The sequence below is a fragment of the Caloramator sp. Dgby_cultured_2 genome (genome assembly GCF_028872215.1).
Lineage (GTDB): Bacteria > Bacillota > Clostridia > Clostridiales > Caloramatoraceae > Caloramator > Caloramator australicus.
The window spans coordinates 364520-387910 of the sequence record NZ_CP118396.1 but is presented as its reverse complement, the minus strand read 5'-3'; the positions used below and the strand labels follow the sequence as shown (position 1 = coordinate 387910).

The following is a 23391-nucleotide window of genomic DNA, read 5'->3' as shown; positions in this document are numbered from 1 at the left end:
CAATTTCCTTCATAAAATCACCTACATGTTAAAAATATAAAACTTTAAAAGAGCAAGTATCTCCCTAATAAATCCAGTTATTTCAAAGTAGAGCCAGTCTGTAACAAAGCATCCTGCATAGCTTGCCCTAATTCCAAGTTTGTTTGCTATTAAAGATGCCCTTTTTAAATGATATTTATTGGATACTATTATTGCATCTTTAAAACCCATATATTTCATTATTTCCATTGAATTAAGTAAATTTTCATAGGTCGAATATGATTTATCCTCTTTTATTATATATTTTTCTTTTACACCCTTCCTTTTAAGATATATTTGCATAGCTTCAGCTTCAGAAATATTTTCGTTCTTACCTTGACCTCCAGAAACTATTATATATTTTGCATATCCATTTTCAAATAATTCTATGGCTAAATTTAACCTCGCCTTTAAAAAGTGGCTAGGTTCATTTCCCCGAACTTTACACCCTAAAACTATAATGCAATCTGCCTTTTTGGGTTTACTGTTATAGCCAAAGTAAATAATTTGTCCTGCCAAGAAAAAATCAGCAAAATCAAAAGCATAAAACCATAAAATAAAAATTTTTTCAAATTAATCCCCCTGATTATTTAAGTATATTATATCCACAAAAAACAAGACCTGCAAGTGCAAGTCTTGTAATAAGATATTATACTGCTTGTAATGCAAGTTCTATATCCTCTTTAATTCCCTTCTTCTCATAAAAATTATTGTTATATATAAAACCATCATTATAGACGTAAATAGCATATTCCTTACCATTTATTTGGAATTTTAGAATCAATTTTTCACCTTCTTTGTTCTGTAATTCACCAACCGCCTCTGCAGTTCTTAAGGTTCTTATTATCTTTTCTTTTATATATGTGTAATCTCCATTGATAACTTCATTCTCAATATCCTCTATCTTTAATTTTTCAGCTTTAAATAAAAATACTAAATCATTAACATCATTAAGCTTATTTACAGGAAGTATTCTTTCCATCTCATTCCAGATATCCTTTGGAACAAGATAAAAACTAAAATACTTCGGATCCCTAACTAAAATTTTTGTTTTATCTATAAACAAAATTTCTTTATTTCCAAATCTAAGCATATAAAGTGGAAAGGCAGGTGATATGGCTTGACCTGTAAAAAGTCATCGTCATTTATTATATTAGATTTTTCTAAAGCTTCTATAAGTCTTTTCCTATCATTTTGACTCAACAGCTTTTCCTCTGAAACATCTTTAGCAATCAAAGTAATATTTTCATTATTCTTTATTTCATCGATAACAACCTGAAAACCGTCATTCGTATTTTGTTCTTTATCAGCAAACAATTCAATTTTTATCCTCTGTCTAAAAGGAATACCTAATAAAGTATAATCAAATACAATATTTTCAAGTTCTGAGTTTAATCCATATATTCTAAATACCACTAAAATCTGTGCTTTGGACTTCCTTTTTAAAACAAAAGGGTTTGTTTCATCTATTTCCTTAAATGTTTCTTCTGGGTTATTGGTTACATCTCGAAGACCCAATTTTTCAACTTTAACATTTTTCAAATTAACTTTCACATCCTTTATCTTTAAATCAAACATACTTGGATTGTATATTCCATAGTAAAAATGCCAGTCATTATTAGGATTTTCAAGAAGGATACTTTTGTCCAGCCACACCCTATCCGTAAGTTTTATTGGTGGATTTATTTTATAATAGGTTAAAGTAAGGGAATAAAAAATAAAATAAGAAATATTGGAATCAATATAATTTTTAATAAAGTTTTCACAGCAATACCTCCAAAACTAAACTCCTATATATATTTTACCATATTTTTCTAAAAATAAAGAGCAGCCTCAGCTGCTCTTTATCCCAAATATTTTCTTAAATACTGCCCTGTATAAGACTTTTCATTTTTTATTATATCTTCTGGAGTTCCTTCTGCAATAACCTGTCCACCTCTGTCGCCACCTTCAGGACCTAAGTCTATAATATAATCAGCACACTTTATTACATCAAGGTTATGCTCAATAACAACTACTGTGTTGCCTGTTTCTACTAATCTATAAATAATCTCAATTAACTTTCTAACATCCTCCATATGAAGTCCTGTTGTAGGCTCATCCAAAATATAAAGGGTTTTTCCTGTGCTTCTTTTTGAAAGCTCATAGGCAAGCTTTATCCTTTGAGCCTCTCCTCCGGATAATTGGGTAGAAGGTTGGCCAAGTTTAATATAGGATAAACCAACATCATAAAGGGTTTGAAGCTTTGATTTAATCCTTGGAATGTTTTCGAAAAATTCAAGGGCTTCTTCTACTGTCATATCCAATACATCAGCAATATTCTTGCCCTTATATTTCACCTCCAACGTTTCTCTGTTATATCTTTTACCCTTGCATACTTCACATGGGACATAAACATCCGATAAAAACTGCATTTCTATTTTAATTATTCCATCTCCACCACAGGCTTCACACCTTCCGCCCTTTACATTAAAGCTGAACCGTCCAGGCTTATATCCCCTCATTTTTGCCTCCGGTGTTTGAGCAAATACTTCCCTTATAAGATCAAACACTCCTGTGTATGTCGCAGGATTTGACCTTGGAGTTCTTCCTATGGGCGATTGGTCTATATCTATAACTTTGTCGATGTATTCTATTCCAAGTATATCGTCATGGGCGCCAACTTCATATTTTGAACCATAAAGTTTTTTGCAATACCCTTGAAAAGTATTTCATTTACAAGGGTGCTTTTACCAGATCCTGAAACACCTGTAACACATGTAAAGACTCCAAGGGAAATTTAACATTTATATTCTTTAAATTGTTTTCCCTTGCACCTTTAACTTCAATCCATTTTCCGTTTGGCTTTTTTCTTTCCTTTGGAACTTCAATTTTCCTTTTTCCGCTTAAATATTGACCTGTTATAGAGTTTTCACATTGGGCAATCTCATCAGGAGTTCCTGCTGCCACAACATATCCTCCATGCTGCCCTGCACCAGGTCCTATATCTATAACATAATCTGCAGCCCTTATAGTATCCTCATCGTGTTCAACGACTATCAATGTGTTCCCTAAGTCTCTTAAGTGCTTTAAAGTTGCAAGAAGTTTATCGTTGTCCCTTTGATGAAGCCCTATGCTTGGTTCATCAAGTATATATAAAACTCCAACAAGTCCAGAGCCTATCTGGGTAGCAAGCCTTATTCTTTGGGATTCACCACCTGACAATGTAGATGCTGCCCTTGATAAAGTTAAATAATCTAGCCCTACATCCACTAAAAATTTAAGCCTTGCCTTTATCTCCTTTAGTATTTGATTTGCTATTATTGTTTCCTTTTCCGTTAAGTTCAATTTCTCAAGAAATTCAAGATGCTCCCTTATAGTAAGGTCGCTTAACTGGGCTATGGAAAGCCCGCCAACGGTTACAGCAAGACTTTCCTTTTTAAGCCTTGCGCCTTTACAAAGTGGACATTTTTTAACCGACATATAGCCTTCAATTTCTTCTCTAATATACTGAGAATTTGTTTCCCTATACCTTCTTTGAAGATTTGGAATAATACCTTCAAAGGAATAAAGCATTTCTCCCTTCGCATTATCCCTTGTAAATTCTACTTTAAACTTTTCTCCATCGCTGCCGTATAAAAGCAGATCTACTGCCCTTTCATCTATGTTTTCAAGAGGCTCATTTAAGCTAAACCCATAATGTTTCGATAATCCCCTAACAACTGCATAGGTCCATCCTGATTCATCTAACGTCCCCCAGGGTTTGATGGCCCCTTCCTTTATCGATAAGCTTCTGTCCATTACGAGCTCAGGGGAAATTTCCATCATGATGCCTAATCCATCACACTCTGGACACTTACCAAATGGGCTGTTAAAGGAAAACATCCTAGGCTCAAGATCCCCTATGCTTATGCCACAGTCTGGGCAGGCAAATTTTTCACTGAACAAAAATTCTTCGCCGTCTATTATTTGCACTATAACTAAACCCTCAGCAAGTTTTAGGGCAGTTTCAATTGAATCGGTAAGCCTTGACCTTATTCCTTCTTTTATTACTATTCTATCTACAACAACTTCTATATTGTGCTTTATGTTTTTTTCTAATTTAATATCTTCGTTAAGTTCATAAATTTCACCGCCTATCCTTACCCTGACAAAACCATTCTTTTTATATTTTCCAATACCTTAACATGTTCTCCCTTTCTTCCCCTAACTATAGGTGCTAAAATTTGAAGCTTTGTTCTTTCAGGGAACTCTAATATTTTATCCACCATTTGGTCAACAGCTTGCTGTTTAATTTCTTTTCCACAATTAGGACAATGGGGAACACCAATTCTTGCATATAATAATCTAAGGTAATCGTATATTTCTGTAACTGTTCCAACAGTTGATCTTGGATTTCTGCTGGTGGTTTTTGGTCGATTGAAATTGCAGGGGATAAACCTTCTATATAATCAACATCCGGTTTATCCATCTGACCTAAAAACTGTCTTGCATAGGCTGAAAGGGATTCTACATATCTTCTTTGCCCTTCTGCATAGATAGTATCAAAGGCAAGGGAAGATTTTCCTGAACCCGAAAGTCCTGTTAATACAACCAATTTATTTCTTGGAATTTCTACATCTATATTCTTTAAGTTATGTTCTCTTGCACCTTTAATTATTATCTTATCTTGAGACATCCTATCTCTCCTTTTCCTTTTTAAGCTTGAATAAAAGGTCTCTTAACTTAGCAGCCCTTTCAAAGTCAAGTTCTTTTGCTGCCTTGTGCATTTGTTCTTCGATATTTTTTATAAGAAGTTCCTTGTTTTCCTCATTTAAATCTATATCCTTAATTTCAACCGGCTTTGTCGCCTCAATAACTTCAAATACAGGCTTTATAATAGTTTTTGGAGTTATACCATGTTTTTGTTATATTCCATCTGTATTTTGCGCCTTCTATTTGTTTCATCTATTGCCCGTTTCATTGAATCAGTAATAGTATCTGCATACATGATAACTTTGCTTTCAGCATTTCTTGCAGCTCTTCCAATTGTCTGTATTAGCGACGTTTGTGACCTTAAAAAGCCCTCCTTATCAGCATCTAAAATTGCAACAAGGGCAACCTCAGGAATATCTAATCCTTCCCTCAAAAGATTTATCCCAACTAATACATCAAATTCTCCAAGCCTTAAATCCCTAATTATTTTCATCCTTTCAATAGTATCTATATCAGAATGCAAATATCTAACCTTTATTCCTGCCTCTTTAAGATAAGAAGTTAAATCCTCCGCCATTCTTTTAGTAAGAGTAGTAACAAGGACTCTAAATCCTCTTTCAATAGTTTTAGATATCTCACCAATAAGGTCATCTATTTGCCCTTTTACTGGTCTTACTATTATTTCAGGATCCACAAGACCTGTCGGCCTTATTATTTGTTCTACAACTTGAGTTGAATTTTTTATTTCATATTCAGCCGGTGTTGCACTTACAAAGATTACTTGATTTATCTTTCTCTCAAATTCGTTAAACTTTAAAGGCCTGTTATCATAGGCAGAAGGAAGTCTAAAACCATATTCAACAAGGTTATCTTTTCTTGATTTGTCTCCACCATACATTGCTCTAAGCTGTGGGATAGTAACATGGCTTTCATCTATAAACAAAAGATAATCATCTGGGAAATAGTCTAATAGAGTATATGGCGGCTGTCCAGGTTGTCTTCCATCAAAGTGCCTTGAATAATTTTCTATGCCTGTGCAGTATCCAACTTCCCTTAGCATCTCAATATCATATTTAGTCCTTTGTATTAATCTTTGGGCTTCAAGAAGTTTCCCATTGTCCATAAGTTCTTTATATCTTTCCTCAAGCTCCCTTTCTATCGATTCAATTGCCCTTTCAATTTTTTCCTTTGATGTGGCATAGTGGGATGCCGGATAGATGGAAACGTGATTTCTCTCTGCTAATATTTCTCCAGTTAAGAAATCTATCTCACAAATTCTATCTATCTCATCTCCAAAAACTCAACCCTTATTGCCTTCTCATTGGAGGATGCTGGGAAAATCTCAACAACATCTCCCCTAACTCTAAAGGTTCCTCTATGAAAATCTATATCATTTCTTTGATATTGAATATCTATAAGTTTTCTAAGAACATCGTCCCTATCCTTTTCCATTCCAACCCTTAATGATAAAACTAAGTTTTTATACTCAAAGGGATCTCCAAGGCCATAAATACATGAAACGGATGCAACTATAATAACATCCCGCCTTTCAAACAAAGCCGATGTTGCCGAGTGTCTTAATTTATCTATCTCATCGTTAATAGATGCATCCTTTTCAATGTAGGTATCGCTTTGAGGAACATAAGCTTCAGGTTGATAATAATCGTAGTAACTAACAAAATATTCAACAGCATTATTAGGGAAAAACTCTCTAAACTCGTTACAAAGCTGTGCAGCAAGGGTTTTATTATGGGCAATAACTAAAGTAGGCTTTTGAACCCTTTCTATTATATTTGCCATAGTAAAAGTCTTACCAGAACCTGTTACCCCTAAAAGAGTCTGACATCTATCTCCCCTTAATATTCCATCAACCAGCTTTTCTATAGCCTCAGGCTGGTCGCCTGTTGGTTTAAATTTTGAAACTATTTTAAATTCACCCATATTTTCACCTCAAGAACAAATGTTCGCAATTTGATTATATTCCTTTATCTTTTTATAGTCAAATATAATTTTACACTAAATATAATTATTAGCAAGTAACAATAATTTCTTGTCGATCAAGCCATCATTTTTATACAGGAATTTACAAATGTAAGTTTTTGTTAAATTTTTTACTTTAACATATTCACTTTAAGTTAAAGTTCCACTTGAAGAAAATAATGTAAATATGTTCCATTAATTTCTATTGACAAGCCTCAATAAATAAGGGATAATATAAGAGAAATTTTGCCGAATGTCCTTTTGGACAACGGGGGATTATCCTTTGGGGTGAATCCAATTATTTGGTAGGGACACTCTCTTCCCGAACCCGTCAACTAACCTCGTAGGCATAGAGAGGTGATACAAATGAAAAAGCTCATATCAATCTTACTAATTATTTTGCTAATTTTTAACGGAGAGACATGGACAAGCGTCCAGGCTGCACCTTCTAAAAAGACTTCAAGGGCCGTAAAGAAATCTTCAGCAGACACAACAACGAAAAAGTTAATAAATCTTCTTCAAAAACAACTTCAAAGAAAAAGAATACTACTACAAAAAGTAAAACATCAAAAACTAGCAAAACAAAAATAGCCACTTCTAATAAAAAGAAGGCTCCAAAAAAGTTACAACTAAGTCCACTGCTAAAAAAGATTATCAACTAAGTCGACAACCAGAAGAATCGTAGCTTCAAGAAGTGCAGCTGGATACGGTGAACTTTTAGATTGGTCAGTAGCAAAGGAAGTATTTTCTATAGGTTCTAAAGCCAGGGTTATAGACCTTTAACAGGAAAATCCTTTTATGTTATAAGAACATATGGACATTTACATGCCGACGTTGAGGCAGCTTCAAAGGAAGATACGGAAATAATAAAGGACATATGGAATGGATTTTCTTGGGAAAGGCGCCCTGTTATCGTTGAAGTTAATGGAAGAAGAATTGCAGCATCTATGACATCTATGCCCCATGCAGGCGTTGACTCAGCACCAGAAGGAAAAATAGTAAATGGTCGTTCAGGTGGTTACGGCCGTGGAATGAATTTAGATAAAATAAAAGGAAACGGAATGGACGGCCACATTGATATACACTTTTTAAATAGTAGAAGACATAAGGATGGTGCAGTAGACAAAGATCATCAAGAAATGATTAAAAAAGCTGCTGGATTTTAAGAAAATGAGCTCTAAAGGATTAAACGCCTTTAGAGCTCATTGTATTATACATTTCTATCAATGTCTTAGTTATTCGTATCCTTAATGCATTGACGTTATTAAAATCCATTGCATTGATATAATATTTTTCCAGTTCATCGTGGAGCTGTTTAATGTTAGTATAAATCTTCTTAGCTTTATTTATCTCCTCAGCATATTCCCTTTCGATTGCCTTTATTGGGTCTTCATTCTCATGGACGATATTCGTATCAATACAAGTAAACATGTCAACAACCTTATCATCAAGTTCAGGTTCAAAAACATGGGGTGCAGTTCCATCAAGTAGAGCAAAATCTAGTTCTCTAATTATTATCATATCAATGCTTGATGGATCAAAGGCACAATGATAAAATTCAACATCGTAACCTTTATTAAGTGCAGCCTGAGCAATCTTTTTTGTCATTGTTGATTTTCCTGTCCCCGGTCTTCCCTTTACTATATATCTATTTTTAATATCCTGCGTTAAATTGTCATAATAGCATACTTGTCCTTGTGGTGTCATAGCCCCAGCAAACCTATGCCATTCTTTAGGTTTTTTATGGGTGCAACCTTTAATAACTTCATCAATTAACCTATCAGTGATTTCATTTGCCTTATTAAAATCCATTCCCTTTAAATATTCCTTTTCCCATTTATCGTGAATTGATTTAGCAACTCTAAGATGTTTAAAAAATGCTTTGTATTGATTTTCTATCTCATCAATATAAAATTTTATAATATCCCTTCTACTTCTTAAGTAATCTATATCCCAATACTCGCCAAAATCAAGCAATCTCTCAACTGCCCCAGGATATTTAGGATCAATAACATGGGGTGCAGTTCCATCGACAATTACAACATTGATATCGTTAATTACAATTGCATCAAGTGAATCCTTATCAGCTGAGCAGTGAACAAAATCAACGTTCATTCCTTCCTTTAAAAGTTCTTCTCCGATAAGTCTCATAAAGGTTGATTTGCCTGTTCCAGGGCCTCCTTTTATAATGTAAACCCTTTGGGCATCCCTTAAAACATAGTCAAAATAATTAACAAAACCTGCGGAAGTGTTTGCACTTGCAAGATAGTGTCTTGATTTTACCATATTATCCCCCAAAAATAGAATTCTGATTTATAATATGCAATTGAGGGCTGTTATGTTAATCATTTTATAAATTACTATTCAAATATTTTCTTTTCCTAAAGCATTATCTCCAAGTGAACTACCTCCACTTATAGAAGTGGTGGCTTCGTGGTCAAGGTAACTTCTGTTACCAGATTACCCACGCTCAAAGGGCTGTTCCTTCCCCATATATACCAATCACATGGCTAATTTTAGCAAATTCTTGCTTGCATTTATATCTCTATCATGAACTGCACCACACTTTGGACATTTCCATTCTCTCAATGCTAAATTCTTTACATCAGGATTTTTATATCCACATTCACTACATGTTTGACTTGATGCATAATTTTGTGGTGCTATTATTATTTCTCTGCCATACCATCTTGCTTTATATTCTAACATCCTTCTAAATTCTGCCCATGATACTTCTGTTATTGCTTTGGCTAATTTATGATTTTGTTGCATATTTTTTACCTGTAAATCTTCTAAAACTATCACTTGGTTTTCGTGTATAATTTTAGAAGATAATTTGTGAAGAAAATCTTTTCTTTGATTTGATATTTTTTCGTATAATTTAGCAAGTTTTTGCCTTGTTCTTTCATAGTTTTTACTTTGCTTTTGCTTTCTTGATAATGATTTTTGTATAATTTTAATTCTTTTTCTGTTTTTCTTAACCATTTTGGATTTTCTACCTTTGTTCCATCAGATAAAATAGCAAATTCTTTAATTCCTAAATCTATACCTACTTTTTTATCTATTTTAGGTAATTCTTTAATTTCTTCTTCTACAAGTATAGAAGCATAATATTTGCCTGTTGGCGTTTTTGATATAGTTACGGATTTAATTCTTCCTTCAAATTGTCTGTGTTGTTTTATTTTTATTTTTGTCTTTAACTTTGGAACTTTTAGATAACTACCTTCAAGTGTTACTGTCCCATTTTGATTATTTGTAGTATAAGACTGGTAACCTTTCTTTTTCTTGAACTTTGGAAAGGCTGTTTTTTATCTCTAAAGAAATTTTTATATGCTTTTTCTAAATTAAGTTGTGCGTTGGAAAGTGCAAGACTATCTACTTCTTTTAGAAAAGAATATTCTTTTTATATTGTGCAGGTGTATTGTTTAGCATTTCTCCTGTTTTTTATAGTATTCTATTTTGTCATGGAGCATTTTATTGTATATAAATCTTACACAACCAAATACTTTAGCAAAATATTCTTCTTGTTCTTTTGTTGGATATATCCTGTATTTATAAGCCTTTAGCAAAATTACACCTCCTTCCTGTAATACTGATTATATCATAAAAAGAATTTATCAATCAACATTCATCACCCACTTATAGAAGTGGGCGACTTCTGTTACTCTTTAGTTAAATACTTTATAGTCTCAAGATCTTTTTCATATTGTTCTTCGGTATATTCACCCCATGGAATCTCATGCTCTTTTAAAATTTCTATAAATTCTTCTAAACTTCTACCCGCTAATTCTGCCGCCTTTGCTAATGTAACTTTATTTCTTATAAATAGTAAAATCGATAAAGCTAAGTTAACTTCATCTTCTAAAAACTTTTTATCTTTAGGTAAAAACAACAAAAATTCAGGCTTTATATTTATGCTTAAGTTATTCATAGTATCACCCGAAAACTATTATACTTCTATTAACGTATTTTTATTAACCAAATCTAAAACTTCTGCTCCACTTATAGGTTTACTAATATAATAGCCCTGAATACAGTTACATCCCATCTCATTTAATAAAATCAATTGACTTTTTGTTTCTACTCCTTCGCCTACTATATCATAGCCAAATTCCTTTGTTAATCTGATAAAGCATTCAAGCATCTTTCTCGTTCTATAATCATCTTCTATAGATTTTATAATATCCCTATCTACCTTTATTTCATTTATGGGTAAGGTAAACAAATTAAATAGCTGAGAATACCCTCTTCCAAAATCATCTAATGATATCTTAGCTCCCATTTCTTTTAAACCCATTAAAGTATTTTTATCTTCTTCATCTAAATCCTTAAGTTGTCCTTCTGTCAGCTCAAAGGTTATTCTTTTAAAATCTATTTGATATCTATCTTTCAGAATGTTAAGTTCGCCATTCTTATGAAAATATTTTAACTGCAAAGGTGATATATTAATATTAACATTTATATCTAGATTGTCTTCCTTCCATTTTTTTATTTGTTTAAATATCTTTTCTACTATCAAAATACCAAATTCATTAATCATACCCAATTCTTCTAAAACAGGGATAAATTCTGCTGGCGATACTTCTCCTAAAGTATCATTTTTCCATCTTGCAAGTGCTTCAACCTTTTTTATCTTTTTTTCTTTCAAATTATAGATTGGTTGATATAATACATAAAATTCATCATTATTTATTGCCTTTTTTAACTCTATAATCAACCTTGTTTTTCTTTTCATATATTCTTCTATCTCTTTAGTATATATCGTAAATCTTGACTTTCCATTAATTTTTGAAAAATGCATTGCAAGTTCTGCTTTTCTTAAGATTTCATTTAATTCTTCTTTAGTTTGAACTTCATATATTCCTACGCTTATGTTTGTAATTATCTCTTTCATTTCAAATATATATAATTCCTTACAAATTTTAATTACTTTATCAATAATTTTTGTTACTCTATTCATTGAGTAATTTTTAAAAACCAAAATAAACTCATCAGCATTAAGCTTGAAGACCTCAAATGAGCCTTTTCCAATATCTATTAGTTTAAGTCCTAAATTAATGATTATCCGATCTCCTATCTCATAACCATAAATATCATTAATATATTTAAAATTATCAATATCAATATATGCAACAATAATTGATTTTCCATTAATATTTTGAAGTATATTTTTTAATTCTTCTTTACTTTCTATAAAAACGTTCTGATATGTCCTGGAAGCTAATGAATCCAACAGAATCCCCCATTATGTTTATAAATTTAAGGCAGTAAGGTAACACCTTACTGCACAGCTTTATACTTTAAATTTGCTTACAATTTCATCCAAGTCCTTTGCCATTGTATTTAAATTTTGAGCAGTTGCCGCAACTTCTTCAGAGGATGCTGAAAGTTCTTCTGAAGATGCTGCGACTTCTTCTGAAGCTGCACTATTTTCCTGAGTAATAGCACTTACTGTTTCAAGTTTTGATAATACTTCATCCTTTGATTTTACTATCTCATCCATAGCTTCATATGTCTTATTCATTAGTGGTGCAATATTTTCAATAGATTCTAGAATCTCAGCAAATGCTCCAACGGTATTTTCTACAGAGCTTGTTTGGGATTTTATAAAGCTTTCAACTTCATTAGATGTATTTATAACTTCCTCAGTATCTAATTGTATTGACTCAACAAGCTCAACTATCTCACTTGTCGACTTTTTAGACTCTTCTGCCAGCTTTCTTACCTCATCAGCAACAACTGCAAATCCTCTTCCTGCTTCTCCTGCCCTTGCTGCTTCAATCGCTGCATTTAATGCTAAAAGATTTGTTTGTTCTGATATTGAAGTTATTACATCAGTTATATTGCTTATCTGTTTTACTGAGTTTGTTAGGTTGCTAACTTTTGTAACAACAACTTCAAAGGCATTTCTTATTTCTTCTATAGATTTAACAAGCTTATCCATTTCCTTTTTGCCGTGGTTTGCTCTATCTGTTGTTGTGTTCGTTTCATTTTTTACATTCTGAAGTTCCTTATACACATTTTCTATATTGTTAGTCAATCTACCCATTAGATTTACAATATCCTGTAAATCATTAGCCTGTGTTGATGCTCCTGCGGCAACTTGTTGCATCGTCCTTGCAAGTTCCTGCGATGATGACGCCATTTCTTCTGAAGTTGCTGAAAGAGAATTTGAACTGATACTTAAATCCCTTGATTTATCCTTAACACTTGCAATAATTTCCCTCATATTGTTTATCATATTGTCCATCGCAATTCCCATTTGAGCAATTTCGTCATTTCTTTTATAATTTTCATTGATTGTGCTAATCGTTAAATCGCCTGATGCTATAACCTGCATTTTTTCTTTTAATCTATAAATTGCTTTAATTAAAGTATTTGACGAAATATATAAAGCTATAGCCATCAATCCAAAAACTATAAGCCCTACTACAATAAAAATCATTATATTTTTATTTATCGCTGCTTGAACCTTTTCCATAGAAAAACCAATATTTACTGCTCCAATATGTTTACCATCAATAAAAACAGGTAACAAGACATCATAAACCTTTACTTTTTTAGCCTCATAAAAATATATAGAACTATAAGGCTTTCCATCTACTGCTGCTGTTTTGCTACCTTCATCGCTAAGCTCAATTCCTATTCTTTCTTTATTACTGTGGGCTACTGCTCTTAAATTCTTGTCAATAAACAAAGCATATACTATATTATCTTCTTTCCCCAAGTCATCAACAATCTCTTGATACTTATTAATATATAATTTTTCTTCCATTGAATCATTTAAGCTAGCTAAAGATTTGTGGCTATCTTTGATCCTATCTATTACTTGCTGCAAAATAATAAAGCCATTTCTTCTCATTTCATTAAGTATACTTTCTCTCATTATATATGTTGATATAGCTCCTATTAATATTTCCCCAACCAACACAATAATTAAAGGAATAACAAATATCATCGTTTTTATAGACCCTTGCCTAGTTTTTTTACTTTCTTTAGTTTGCTTCATAGTTTTCCCTCCCATCCAACTTACACCTTTTGTGAAATTTAAACGTGATTTTAAGTTATATTTTATTATTATTTAAAATCACACAAATTTCATTATATAATATTACACATCATTGCACAATATTATATTAATTTACTTTATTCGACATTTTTACTGTAAAAAATATTATGTAGAAAAGCATAATACAAAATAAAAAAGAGCCTATATAAGCTCTTAAAATAAAAGTTAAATTATATCTATCAATAACTTCTTCCATTTGCATCTTTAATCCATTCATTTAGCAAATCTTTGTCAATTCAAAAATTTTCATTTTCCTTCCATAAACAATTTCTTTGCTTCTTCTGGAACTATTATTACATCCTCTATTCTGTATTCTCCTTCGATTTTGTTAGGGCTCAATCTTATGAGCACCATTTCACCGCTTGTAAAAGTCAAAAGTTGATAATGCTTAAAACTTGCGCCGGGCGTTGAAATTTCCTTTAGTTTTTTAAAGGTATCTATTGAAACAGCATTCTTTCTCTCATCCATAAAAAGTTTATTCAAATTATCATATTTACCATCGTCAACAGCTCTTTTAAAAGCCAAACTGTATTTTCAGGGGTATCAGGTTTTAGAACGTTTGGGCTTTGGCAGGAGGAAAAAATAAAGATGCAAAGTAAAAGGGAAATATAGACTGATATGCGTTTAATAAACATTTATTTACCACTCCAATCAAAATCAAGTTAAAAAATAACTCAAAACAATCAACCATATTCCTATCCAAGCCATAATTAGTAAAAAATGAAGACTTGTATCCCTTGATAAATAGTCTAAATGTGAATTCTTAGATGTGCCTGCATTGGTGATTGTCTTTGTTAATACGTAAGCTTGACTAGTTTCCATCCTAAGTCTCCCCAACCATGAGAAACAGCCTATAAGAATAAACATTAATCCAATGTAAAATAACAAAGTTGAGAAATTATAATCATATTTCCACGAAGCAAAATAAGTCAATGCTATAACAACTAATAGAATTAATATGGATTTTGCCAGAAATATAAAGACTTCTTTAATAAAATTTTTCATATTTGCCATCCTTTATAATATTCTAATTATATTTTAAAACTTATTTGTAATTTTTTCAATAACTTGAATATATACCCACAAATATAGGCTGCCTTAATAGGCAGCCATTTATTGTTTTCTAAACTTGGATTTAATTATGTTAAATAATCCACCTCTATCTTCTATTATTGGAACATTAAAACTATATTTAGGAATAGTCAATATTCCAAGTTCATCAATGCCATTTTGATAATCCCTATATTCATATACCTTTCTTTTTCCAAAAATATCAATAGTTTCTACCCAAATATAATTATTGTAGTTTTGGAAAAAATTAATAATATCTTCTAATCCCCTTATAGGTTGATTGTTAATTGATATTATAATGTCACCAGCAGTAATGCCCATCTTTTCGGCAGGAGAATTAGGCATGGAATCCAAAACAACTACCCCTTCTTCCCTTCTTCTCCACAAAGGACGTCCGTTTTTTCTATATATCTTTCATATAATATTAAAGCTTCATGGGCAAGTGGTGAAAAAATAGCTGCAATATAATTAAATATATATACTTTAGTAGCAACAAGTGATAAGCCAATCAAAATGCCGCTAAATAAAGCCAATAGAGAAGATGTTCTTTTAACCTTTGTTTTAACATCAGTGGAAATTGCAAAATCTCCATATCCAAGCATAGCAAATACAGGAACAGCCATAAATATAGCATTTCTTACGTCAATGTTTGTTAATGTGGGCTTTATTAAAGGCCACCAATCGGGCGTTGTAATTAAATCCCCTTGAGGAATAGGACCAGCAGTTAAAAAGAAAAAATAAGCGGAATCGGCCAAAACCTTTGAAGGACATATATTCCTGTAATTTCCCCATCCCTTTTATAAATGCAGGAATAGCTGCCCTATGTCCATCAAACCACATTAAAATAGCTTCTATAAAATGCATTATCCCCACGATAGCTAATAACGATGGAATATCTATTTTTATTAAGTTTATTATTTCTATAAATATATTAGATTTTATTATGCCCTTTTGAATTAAGCCTAGACTTATTAATAAAAATAAACTATATAATCCTCCTGAATATGACAAACATACATACCTTGGATTTATAGCCAAAAGAAGCAGTGAAATTAAAACAACTATCTGCAGTCCTACACTATTTGAAAATGTAATTCCTACTAACGTTATCAATATATTTGCAACTAATCCGGCTAAAAGCCCGGCTAATATTGCAGTCGTCATCATATCCTTAACGCTATATTTAAAGTCTCCATAATAAACTTCCCTTTGTAGTGCATACATTCTTTTATACTGAATATACAAAATAAATAAAAATATCCATGCAATCGGTTGAAATAAGAAGCCAACAACCCCCTGTGCATAGGCCTTAATGGCAAAGTTAATCAATGTTAATAAACCCATATATAACCTCCCATGAATATTAATAAGCGGGTGCCTTAATGACACCCATCATATTTTAGACATCAACACTTCAATTGCCTTTTTATTTGTGGATCCTCATCAATTGGCAACTGTTTATCCTTCAATTCCTTAGGTAAATCATAAACTATATCAGGCATAATGCCCTTTCCTTGAATACACTCTCCTGATGGAGTATAATATCTAGCAATTGTAACCTTAAGCCCTGTTCCATCCTTAAGGTCGATAATATTTTGAACAAGGCCCTTACCAAAGGTTTTAGTCCCAATTAATGTTCCTGCTTTAAAATCTCTAATTGCTCCTGATAAAATTTCAGATGCACTTGCACTTCCCTCATTTACTAATACGACTAAAGGCATATTTATATTTTGAGGATCTGATTTCCAAACATCCTTTTTGCCATTGGTATCTATCGTATAAACTATTGTTCCTTGTGGTAATATCATATCTGCAATGGCAACTGATGTATCTAAAAGTCCACCGGGATTATCCCTTAAATCAAGCACAAGTCCCTTTATGTTTTGTTTTTGTAATTTTTCAAAGGCCTTTTCAAACTCATCAGCAGTATTTTCATCAAAGGAAGTTATCCTTATATATCCTATATCTCCCTTTAAAACTTGGCTTTTTACTGTTTTTAAAACAATTATAGATCTTGTAAGCTCGTAGTCCTTTACTCCTTTTCCTTCTCTAAAAATAGTTAGAATAACTTTTGTTCCTTCCTTGCCCCTCATCATTGAAACGGCCTTTTCAAGTTCCTTTGCTGAAATTTCTTTTCCATCAACCTTTAATATTATATCTCCTGCCTTAATACCTGCCTTTTCAGCAGGACTATCTTCAATAGGAGCTATAACTGTCAATTTCCCCTCTTTTTCCCCTACAACTATTCCAACGCCACCATAGCTTCCTCTGGTTTGTGTTAAAAGATCCTCAAATTGCTGTTTATCTAAATAAACTGTATACGGATCTCCAATTGAATCAACCATCCCATTTATAGCACCTTCAATCAACTTATTCTCATCTATCGTCTTTTTATCCACATAATTGTTTTTTATAAGATTCTCAACTTTTAAAAGTTTATCATACCTTTTTATAAAATCATATAGATCCTTTGAAATAAGTCTTTTTCCACCAAAAATGGTATGGGTAAAAGCACAACAAGGGATACAGTTATTAAATTAGTTATTATGATGGCAATTATAGCATTTTTTAACTTTATATTTTTATTCATAATTAACACCTCGAAAGTCAAGTCTTCTTTTGTTATTATATTATTTATTATATGTTTTTATAACGGCAAATTATTGTCCAACGATATAATAAGGTTCAGGATTTACAGGATCCCCATTTATTCTCACTTCAAAATGAAGATGCGGTCCTGTTGAATAACCTGTGCTTCCGGATTTTGCAATCATTTGTCCTTTTTCTACTTCCTGACCTTCCTTTACAAGAATTTTCGATAGATGGGCATAGAGGGATGTAACTCCTCCACCATGGTCAATAACAACTGTATATCCATAGCCATTAAGATATTGGGCAATAATTACTTCCCCATCAGACATAGCATAAATGGGAGTCCCACTTGGAATACCAATGTCTATCCCTGTATGCATTTTCCATTTTTTAAGATCGGATGAAATCTATTGCCAAAATATGATGTAACCTTAGGCATATAACCTATGTCGCTCACCTTTATTATTCCTGTTTTAGACCCAGAATATGATTTGGATCCCCATTTCTTTGGGCAAGTTTTGCCTGAAGCTCTCTAATTTGTGCTTCAAGTCTTTTAGACTCTCTAAGTTCTTCATCAAGCAATCTTTCAAGTTCATTTTGATTTGCTTCTAGTTTTTTATAGTAGCTCTTTTGCTCTTCTGTTGCCTGGGCAAGTTCATATTTTTTATTCATCTGGTTCTGCTGAAGGACTAAAAGCTGCTTCTTTTGACTTTCAAGTCTTTCCTTTTAGCCTTTATATCCTCCTGCTTTTCCTTCATTTCCTTTAAAAGATTTTTATCGTATTCAATAATCCTGTTAAAAATCTCATACTGCGAAATAAAATCGGAAAAACTTTCAGATGCTAAAAGAACATCAATATAGCCTACATTACCTTCTATATACAAAGCCCTAAGCCTTTTTGCATAAAGGTCCTTTTCTGTTTCAAAATCCTCAATTGCCTTTTCAAGTTCTTTATTGGTTGTTTCTATTTCATCCTTCTTTGATTTAATTTTATCATTCAAATCCTCTATTTCATTTTGAATTCTTGTTACTTTATTTTCATATTCTTTAATTTTTGGATTACATCTTCTTTTTCGTCCTTTATTTCTTCAATTTTACTCTTCAATTCCTTAATATTTGATTTTACTTCATTCAATTGTTTCTTTTTGTTTGTAAGCTCATCTGCTCTAACAGCCAATGTGCCTAAAAGTATTGTTAACAATAAAAAGCTGGCTATTCTTTTGTGCACTTTCGAACCCCCATCGGAATTTTATAAAACAAGGTATCTTTTAACTGCTAAATAACTTCCAAAACCTCCAATCAATGCTCCCATTAGGATAAATTTTTGTAATACAAAAGATAAAAGGCTTTGAGCTGAAACAAAATTAAATAAAAGTAAATTCAAAGATACATTGTTTGTTAAGTATTGGTATGAGAAAAACAAAACTAAAATTGACAATACAGACCCTAAAAGTCCTAATAAAATTCCTTCGATTACAAAAGGCCACTTTATAAACCAATCGGTTGCCCCTAAATATTTCATTATACTTATTTCACGTCTTCTTGCATAAACAGCAAGTTTTATTGTATTTGATATTAAAAGGCCGAAATTATTGCAAGGATTCCCATAAGAAAATAGCTTGCAACTCTTACTATGTTGGTAAATTTAATTAATTTTTCAACTATGCCTTTCCCATCATATATCTTTTCAATACCATCTAATTTTGATATTTCATATGATACCTTTGATATAAGTTCGGGTTTTTCAACTTTGATTACAAAGATTGTGGCAGAGGATTATCCATTTCAAATCCCTCTGCAATAGCTTTGTTTTCACCAAGCTTTTTCTTTAAATCCTCTAATGCCTGTTCCTTTGAGATATAAACCACTTCAGTTACACCTTTTATATTTTTAATATCTCTTTCAATTTCCATCCTTTTAGGGTAGTTACTTCATCCTTTAAATACACCTTTATTTCTAAAGTCTTTCCTATGCTTTCAGCTGCATTATTGACATTTAAAGCTAATATAAGAAATATACCTAATATAAATAGTGATGCTGCAACGGTTCCTATTGATGCAACAACCATTACCCTGTTTCTTGCTAAATTTTTAATGCTTTCTATAAAATAATATTTAATCCTTTTAATCTTCATATCCATAAACGCCCCTTTGTTCGTCTCTGATTATAACTCCCTTTTCAAGTGCAATTACCCTTTTTTCATTTTATCAACTATATCCTTGGCATGGGTTACCATAACAATGGTTGTCCCACTTTTGTTTATCTCATTCAAAAGCTCCATTATCGCCCATGAATTATCCGGATCAAGATTTCCCGTTGGCTCATCACAAATAATTAAACTTGGGTTATTCGCAAGGGCCCTTGCAATAGCAACCCTTTGTTGCTCACCGCCGGATAATTGATGAGGATAGAGTTTTTCTTTATTAATTAAACCTACCAGAGCTAAAAGCTGCGGAACCCTTCTTTTTATATCCTTTGAGCTTGCATCAGCAATCTCCATAGCAAAGGCTATATTTTCATAAATAGTCTTGTCCGATAAAAGTCTAAAATCTTGGAAAACCACCCCAATGCTTCTTCTATAATAAGGTATCTTTTTTCTTTTAAGCTGTGTAATATCAGTTCCATTTACAATAATTTCACCGTTTGTCGGTTCAATTTCTTTTAACAAAAGCTTAATAAATGTTGTTTTGCCTGCTCCACTTGGCCCAACTAAAAATACGAATTCTCCCTTTTTAATATTTAAGTTTATATTTGAAAGTGCTATATGATTATTTCCATATACCTTTGAAACATTCTTAAACTCTATCATACACACATCTCCTTGCTTCGACTTTTGTCCTACATGTATTATAACACAAAATATTTTGTTATTTAACAATTTGCAACAAAAAATTCCGACACCAAAATTTTGTGTCGGAGCATTAATCAAAGCTTTTAAATCCCTCTCCAAAGACCTCATGGACATTGCTTACAGTTATAAAGGCTCTTTCATCGATATCTTTTATAAACTCCCTAAGCCGAATAAATTCTCTTCTACTTAGTAGGACAACCAGCATATCCTTTTCTTCATTTGTAAAACCTCCACGGGCATAATATATTGTAACTCCTCTTCCTAATTCATCTAATATGAATTTTTGATTTCTTCATTCTTGCTGCTTATTATTTTAACTTCCTTTACAGTATTAATACCCTGTATCACCTCATCTATTACTGCACCGCTTAGTATAACACCTAAAAGAGCATACATACCCTTTTCAGCACCAAAGGTTATTAAAGCACCTAAAGTTACAACTAAATCTGAAATTAAAAGTGCTTTTCCAATGTTAAAATGGAAAAACTTATTTAAAATTTTAGCTATGATATCAGTTCCACCTGTTGAAGCATTCTGGTTAAAAACAATTCCCATACCAACTCCGGAAATTAAAATGCCATATATAAGTTCTAAAAGGAGATTATTTGTAAGAGGCTTTGCTATAGGGAAAAATTTTTCCATAACCCATATAATTCCAGACAATCCCAAGCTTGCATAAATGGTCTTCGCTCCAAAGCTTGGTCCAATCAATATAAATGCTACAATAAATAATATTATATTTGCAGCAAGCATAAAGGTTCCAACGGATATAGATGGAAAATAATAATTTATAACAATAGCAAGACCGCTAACTCCACCTGCAGCCAAATCATTAGGCACCAAAAATATTCAATACCTGCTGCTACAAAAACTAATCCTATTGTTATTAAAATATATTCCTTAATTTTCTTCAAAGCTGTCCCTCCTTCACTTTTCTATTATATTTTGAATTACCATTCCAGCAACGTTAATAGCAATTCCAATAAACAATATAACAAATCCAAGATTTAAAACCTTAAAATGCTTTTTCCATTCATCTTCATAATTTAACGGCCTTGTAGCATCCCTCTGAATAAAAAAGCTGCACTTAAAAAGAGTATTAAAATACCTATATAATAAAGAGAATTTTTGACACCATTAAACACTAAAAATGTATTGCCTTTATACACAATAAAACATATTGCCCAGGAAATAGACAAAATTATTAATGATATAGCAAACCCTATTCCCATAGCTTTTAAAGCGTCGTTAATGAATAATCTTATTTTTTTCATTTATTCATCCCCCGTTATTATAGATATACCATATTTTTATAAGTTAAACAACTAGCTTATCGACAAAAAATCCGGGAAAACCCCGGAATACTACTTTTGCTCATCGCCTTTAAAGCGGCCTCTACTATATTTTCTGCAGTAAGACCATAATGTTTCATAAGTTCTGCTGGCTTTCCTGATTCGCCAAATGTATCCTTAACTCCAACCCTAACAACTGGTGCAGGTTTGTTTTCAGCAAGAACTTCACAAACAGCACTTCCAAGACCACCTATAATATTGTGTTCTTCGCATGTTACAGCGCAGCCTGTTTTAGCTACCGATTCAACTATTGCCTTAGCATCGATTGGTTTTATCGTATGGATATTTATAACTTCAGCTTCAAAGCCTTTTTCCTTTAGCATTTCATAAGCCTTCAGAGCCTCACTCACCATAATTCCTGTTGCAAAAATCGTTACATCTTTACCTTCTCTTAATTTAACTACCTTTCCTATTTCGAATTTATATGTATGTTCATCATTGATTGTTGGAACTGATGAACGTCCAAGTCTAATGTAAACAGGTCCAACGTATTCTGCTGCAGCCTTTATTGCTGCCATTGTTTCAACATCATCGCATGGAACAATAACAGTCATATTTGGAATTGTTCTCATAAGAGATATATCCTCTATAGATTGATGGGATGCTCCATCCTCTCCTACTGTTATACCGGCATGTGTTGCTGCAATCTTAACGTTTAAATTAGGATAACATATTGAATTTCTTATCTGTTCAAAGGCTCTTCCTGTTGCAAATACTGCAAAGGTGCTGGCAAATGGAATTTTACCGCATGTTGCAAGTCCTGCCGCAGTTCCCATAAGGTCTGCCTCTGCTATACCTATATTAAAAAATCTTTCTGGAAAAACCTTTGCAAAATCAGCAGTTTTTGTAGATTTAGAAAGGTCTGCATCAAGAACAACTACATTTCTATTTTCCTTTCCAAGTTCTACAAGAGCTTTACCGTAAGCCTCTCTAGTTGCTAAATTAGGCATTGTTTTCACCTCCAAGTTCAGCTAAAGCCTTTTCGCATTGTTCTTTGCTTGGTGCTGTTCCATGCCAACCTACAGCGTTTTCCATAAATGATACGCCTTTTCCCTTTATAGTGTTTGCTATAATCATTGTAGGTTTTCCTTTTACTGACTTTGCTTCATCAATAGCCTTAAATATCTCTTCAAAATTATGTCCATCAATTACAATAACATGCCATCCAAAGGCTTTAAACTTTTCATCAACCGGCTCTACGTTCATTACTTCAGTAACTTGACCATCTATTTGTAAGCCATTGTGATCTAAAAAGGCTGTTAAATTATCAAGTTTATAGTGAGCAGCTGTCATTGCAGCTTCCCAAACCTGTCCTTCTTCTATTTCTCCATCACCTAATAGTGCATAAACTCTATAATCCTTATTATCGAGCTTTGCTGCAAGAGCCATACCATTAGCAACCGATAGCCCCTGACCTAATGACCCTGTTGACATATCTACACCTGGTGTATCATTCATATTAGGATGTCCTTGTAGTATTGATCCTAATTTCCTTAATGTCATTAGATGGGACTTATCAAAAATCCCTTTTCTGCGAGGGTAGCATAAAGAACAGGTGCCGCATGTCCTTTGCATAATACAAATCTATCCCTATCCTCCCATCTTGGGTTATTAGGATCCACCCTCATTTCACTAAAATAAAGAGCAGTCAATATTTCTACTGCTGATAATGAACCTCCTGGATGACCGGATGCTGATTCTGTAAGCATTTTAATGATGTCTTTTCTTAAGGTTACTGCTATTTCCTTAAGCTTTTGGATATCTCTCATCATCTTCCCTCCCTG

General features: G+C 32.5%; 25 protein-coding genes, 6 pseudogenes and 1 riboswitch. Of the genes and pseudogenes, 2 read left to right on the top strand and 29 right to left on the bottom strand.

Annotation, left to right across the window (positions count from 1 at the left end; all coding sequences use genetic code 11):
* Positions 1-21 precede the first annotated feature (21 nt).
* The 5 genes and pseudogenes from PWK10_RS02585 to uvrB form a co-directional block, all read right to left on the bottom strand.
* The gene (locus PWK10_RS02585; RefSeq protein ID WP_446715283.1) at positions 22-537 is read right to left on the bottom strand and encodes a YdcF family protein; all 516 of its coding nucleotides are present in this window, start codon (positions 535-537) and stop codon (positions 22-24) included.
* Between the two features lie 130 nt (positions 538-667).
* On the bottom strand, positions 668-1084 hold the full coding sequence (locus PWK10_RS02580; RefSeq protein WP_274767292.1) for a hypothetical protein: 417 nt from the start codon (positions 1082-1084) through the stop codon (positions 668-670).
* Positions 1075-1674 (bottom strand): hypothetical protein, encoded by a 600-nt coding sequence (locus tag PWK10_RS02575; RefSeq protein WP_274767291.1) that lies wholly within the window; start codon positions 1672-1674, stop codon positions 1075-1077. The genes PWK10_RS02580 and PWK10_RS02575 overlap by 10 nt, the downstream gene beginning before the upstream one ends.
* Positions 1675-1862: 188 nt before the next feature.
* Positions 1863-4675: pseudogene (gene uvrA / locus PWK10_RS02570) on the bottom strand (excinuclease ABC subunit UvrA).
* A 1-nt stretch (position 4676) separates the two neighbouring features.
* Positions 4677-6633, bottom strand: a pseudogene (uvrB, locus tag PWK10_RS02565) (excinuclease ABC subunit UvrB).
* Positions 6634-6909: 276 nt separating this feature from the next.
* Positions 6910-7037: riboswitch (cyclic di-AMP (ydaO/yuaA leader) on the top strand.
* A 1-nt stretch (position 7038) separates the two neighbouring features.
* Between uvrB and PWK10_RS02560 the strand changes: the two are divergent.
* Positions 7039-7263: a hypothetical protein gene (locus PWK10_RS02560; RefSeq protein ID WP_274767290.1), complete on the top strand. Its 225-nt coding sequence runs from the start codon at positions 7039-7041 to the stop codon at positions 7261-7263.
* Between the two features lie 356 nt (positions 7264-7619).
* Positions 7620-7838 (top strand): hypothetical protein, encoded by a 219-nt coding sequence (locus PWK10_RS02555; RefSeq protein WP_274767289.1) that lies wholly within the window; start codon positions 7620-7622, stop codon positions 7836-7838.
* A gap of 19 nt (positions 7839-7857) precedes the next feature.
* Here the strand turns inward: PWK10_RS02555 and PWK10_RS02550 are convergent, their stop codons facing one another.
* The 24 genes and pseudogenes from PWK10_RS02550 to PWK10_RS02435 all read right to left on the bottom strand — a co-directional run bounded on the left by PWK10_RS02550 (position 7858) and on the right by PWK10_RS02435 (position 23379).
* Entirely contained in the window at positions 7858-8958 is a 1101-nt protein-coding gene (locus PWK10_RS02550; protein ID WP_008908808.1) for a PRK06851 family protein, read from the bottom strand.
* 216 nt (positions 8959-9174) lie between these two features.
* A pseudogene (locus tag PWK10_RS02545) lies at positions 9175-9719 on the bottom strand (RNA-guided endonuclease TnpB family protein).
* A 378-nt stretch (positions 9720-10097) separates the two neighbouring features.
* Positions 10098-10241, bottom strand: a complete 144-nt coding sequence (locus PWK10_RS02540) for a helix-turn-helix domain-containing protein (protein WP_274766689.1) — start codon at positions 10239-10241, stop codon at positions 10098-10100.
* A 92-nt stretch (positions 10242-10333) separates the two neighbouring features.
* The gene (locus PWK10_RS02535; RefSeq protein WP_274767288.1) at positions 10334-10603 is read right to left on the bottom strand and encodes a UPF0175 family protein; all 270 of its coding nucleotides are present in this window, start codon (positions 10601-10603) and stop codon (positions 10334-10336) included.
* An 18-nt stretch (positions 10604-10621) separates the two neighbouring features.
* Positions 10622-11905, bottom strand: coding sequence for a putative bifunctional diguanylate cyclase/phosphodiesterase (locus tag PWK10_RS02530; protein WP_274767287.1), 1284 nt, complete (start codon positions 11903-11905; stop codon positions 10622-10624).
* 60 nt (positions 11906-11965) lie between these two features.
* Entirely contained in the window at positions 11966-13681 is a 1716-nt protein-coding gene (locus tag PWK10_RS02525; protein WP_274767286.1) for a methyl-accepting chemotaxis protein, read from the bottom strand.
* A gap of 306 nt (positions 13682-13987) precedes the next feature.
* Complete coding sequence (locus PWK10_RS02520) at positions 13988-14266, bottom strand: hypothetical protein (RefSeq protein WP_274767285.1); 279 nt, start codon at positions 14264-14266, stop codon at positions 13988-13990.
* Positions 14267-14854: 588 nt separating this feature from the next.
* Positions 14855-15166, bottom strand: a complete 312-nt coding sequence (locus tag PWK10_RS02515) for a PDZ domain-containing protein (protein ID WP_446715282.1) — start codon at positions 15164-15166, stop codon at positions 14855-14857.
* A 5-nt stretch (positions 15167-15171) separates the two neighbouring features.
* A complete protein-coding gene (locus PWK10_RS02510; protein ID WP_274767284.1) occupies positions 15172-15435 on the bottom strand; it encodes a hypothetical protein in 264 nt (87 codons plus the stop codon).
* A 19-nt stretch (positions 15436-15454) separates the two neighbouring features.
* A complete protein-coding gene (locus PWK10_RS02505; protein ID WP_274767283.1) occupies positions 15455-16156 on the bottom strand; it encodes a hypothetical protein in 702 nt (233 codons plus the stop codon).
* Between the two features lie 62 nt (positions 16157-16218).
* Complete coding sequence (locus PWK10_RS02500; protein WP_274767282.1) at positions 16219-17211, bottom strand: S41 family peptidase; 993 nt, start codon at positions 17209-17211, stop codon at positions 16219-16221.
* Between the two features lie 50 nt (positions 17212-17261).
* The gene (locus PWK10_RS02495) at positions 17262-17402 is read right to left on the bottom strand and encodes a hypothetical protein (RefSeq protein ID WP_274767281.1); all 141 of its coding nucleotides are present in this window, start codon (positions 17400-17402) and stop codon (positions 17262-17264) included.
* A gap of 70 nt (positions 17403-17472) precedes the next feature.
* On the bottom strand, positions 17473-17733 hold the full coding sequence (locus PWK10_RS02490; protein WP_274767280.1) for a M23 family metallopeptidase: 261 nt from the start codon (positions 17731-17733) through the stop codon (positions 17473-17475).
* Positions 17734-17866: 133 nt separating this feature from the next.
* On the bottom strand, positions 17867-18076 hold the full coding sequence (locus tag PWK10_RS02485; protein WP_274767279.1) for a hypothetical protein: 210 nt from the start codon (positions 18074-18076) through the stop codon (positions 17867-17869).
* A 17-nt stretch (positions 18077-18093) separates the two neighbouring features.
* A complete protein-coding gene (locus tag PWK10_RS02480) occupies positions 18094-18405 on the bottom strand; it encodes a coiled-coil domain-containing protein (RefSeq protein ID WP_274767278.1) in 312 nt (103 codons plus the stop codon).
* Positions 18406-18431: 26 nt separating this feature from the next.
* On the bottom strand, positions 18432-18632 hold the full coding sequence (locus PWK10_RS02475; RefSeq protein ID WP_274767277.1) for a hypothetical protein: 201 nt from the start codon (positions 18630-18632) through the stop codon (positions 18432-18434).
* Positions 18633-18653: 21 nt separating this feature from the next.
* Positions 18654-18980 carry an FtsX-like permease family protein gene (locus PWK10_RS02470; RefSeq protein ID WP_342455680.1) on the bottom strand — a complete coding sequence of 109 codons (327 nt, stop codon included), beginning with the start codon at positions 18978-18980 and terminating at the stop codon, positions 18654-18656.
* A 178-nt stretch (positions 18981-19158) separates the two neighbouring features.
* Positions 19159-19317, bottom strand: a complete 159-nt coding sequence (locus tag PWK10_RS02465; protein ID WP_274767276.1) for a permease-like cell division protein FtsX — start codon at positions 19315-19317, stop codon at positions 19159-19161.
* Positions 19287-19544 (bottom strand): hypothetical protein, encoded by a 258-nt coding sequence (locus tag PWK10_RS02460; protein ID WP_274767274.1) that lies wholly within the window; start codon positions 19542-19544, stop codon positions 19287-19289. Before PWK10_RS02460 ends, PWK10_RS02465 begins: the two co-directional genes overlap by 31 nt.
* Positions 19528-20213: pseudogene (ftsE, locus tag PWK10_RS02455) on the bottom strand (cell division ATP-binding protein FtsE). The gene PWK10_RS02460 and the pseudogene ftsE overlap by 17 nt, the downstream one beginning before the upstream one ends.
* 112 nt (positions 20214-20325) lie before the next feature.
* Positions 20326-21169: pseudogene (locus tag PWK10_RS02450) on the bottom strand (YitT family protein).
* A 132-nt stretch (positions 21170-21301) separates the two neighbouring features.
* A complete protein-coding gene (locus PWK10_RS02445; RefSeq protein WP_274767273.1) occupies positions 21302-21529 on the bottom strand; it encodes a hypothetical protein in 228 nt (75 codons plus the stop codon).
* A 56-nt stretch (positions 21530-21585) separates the two neighbouring features.
* Entirely contained in the window at positions 21586-22557 is a 972-nt protein-coding gene (locus PWK10_RS02440; RefSeq protein ID WP_274767272.1) for a transketolase family protein, read from the bottom strand.
* Positions 22550-23379: pseudogene (locus PWK10_RS02435) on the bottom strand (transketolase). Before PWK10_RS02435 ends, PWK10_RS02440 begins: the two are co-directional and overlap by 8 nt.
* Between the last annotated feature and the right edge of the window lie 12 nt (positions 23380-23391).

What these genes read in the sequence shown, in the direction of transcription:
- PWK10_RS02485 (WP_274767279.1), bottom strand. Translation starts at nt 18,076, where the DNA reads ATGAATAAAAAATATGAACTTGCCCAGGCAACAGAAGAGCAAAAGAGC.
- PWK10_RS02535 (WP_274767288.1), bottom strand. Translation starts at nt 10,603, where the DNA reads ATGAATAACTTAAGCATAAATATAAAGCCTGAATTTTTGTTGTTTTTA.
- PWK10_RS02505 (WP_274767283.1), bottom strand. Translation starts at nt 16,156, where the DNA reads ATGGGTTTATTAACATTGATTAACTTTGCCATTAAGGCCTATGCACAG.
- PWK10_RS02560 (WP_274767290.1), top strand. Translation starts at nt 7,039, where the DNA reads ATGAAAAAGCTCATATCAATCTTACTAATTATTTTGCTAATTTTTAAC.
- PWK10_RS02495 (WP_274767281.1), bottom strand. Translation starts at nt 17,402, where the DNA reads ATGAATAAAAATATAAAGTTAAAAAATGCTATAATTGCCATCATAATA.
- PWK10_RS02460 (WP_274767274.1), bottom strand. Translation starts at nt 19,544, where the DNA reads ATGGATATGAAGATTAAAAGGATTAAATATTATTTTATAGAAAGCATT.
- PWK10_RS02555 (WP_274767289.1), top strand. Translation starts at nt 7,620, where the DNA reads ATGACATCTATGCCCCATGCAGGCGTTGACTCAGCACCAGAAGGAAAA.
- PWK10_RS02465 (WP_274767276.1), bottom strand. Translation starts at nt 19,317, where the DNA reads ATGGAAATTGAAAGAGATATTAAAAATATAAAAGGTGTAACTGAAGTG.
- PWK10_RS02445 (WP_274767273.1), bottom strand. Translation starts at nt 21,529, where the DNA reads ATGAAAAAAATAAGATTATTCATTAACGACGCTTTAAAAGCTATGGGA.
- PWK10_RS02490 (WP_274767280.1), bottom strand. Translation starts at nt 17,733, where the DNA reads ATGTCTGATGGGGAAGTAATTATTGCCCAATATCTTAATGGCTATGGA.
- PWK10_RS02525 (WP_274767286.1), bottom strand. Translation starts at nt 13,681, where the DNA reads ATGAAGCAAACTAAAGAAAGTAAAAAAACTAGGCAAGGGTCTATAAAA.
- PWK10_RS02510 (WP_274767284.1), bottom strand. Translation starts at nt 15,435, where the DNA reads ATGGCTGTTCCTGTATTTGCTATGCTTGGATATGGAGATTTTGCAATT.
- PWK10_RS02440 (WP_274767272.1), bottom strand. Translation starts at nt 22,557, where the DNA reads ATGCCTAATTTAGCAACTAGAGAGGCTTACGGTAAAGCTCTTGTAGAA.
- PWK10_RS02550 (WP_008908808.1), bottom strand. Translation starts at nt 8,958, where the DNA reads ATGGTAAAATCAAGACACTATCTTGCAAGTGCAAACACTTCCGCAGGT.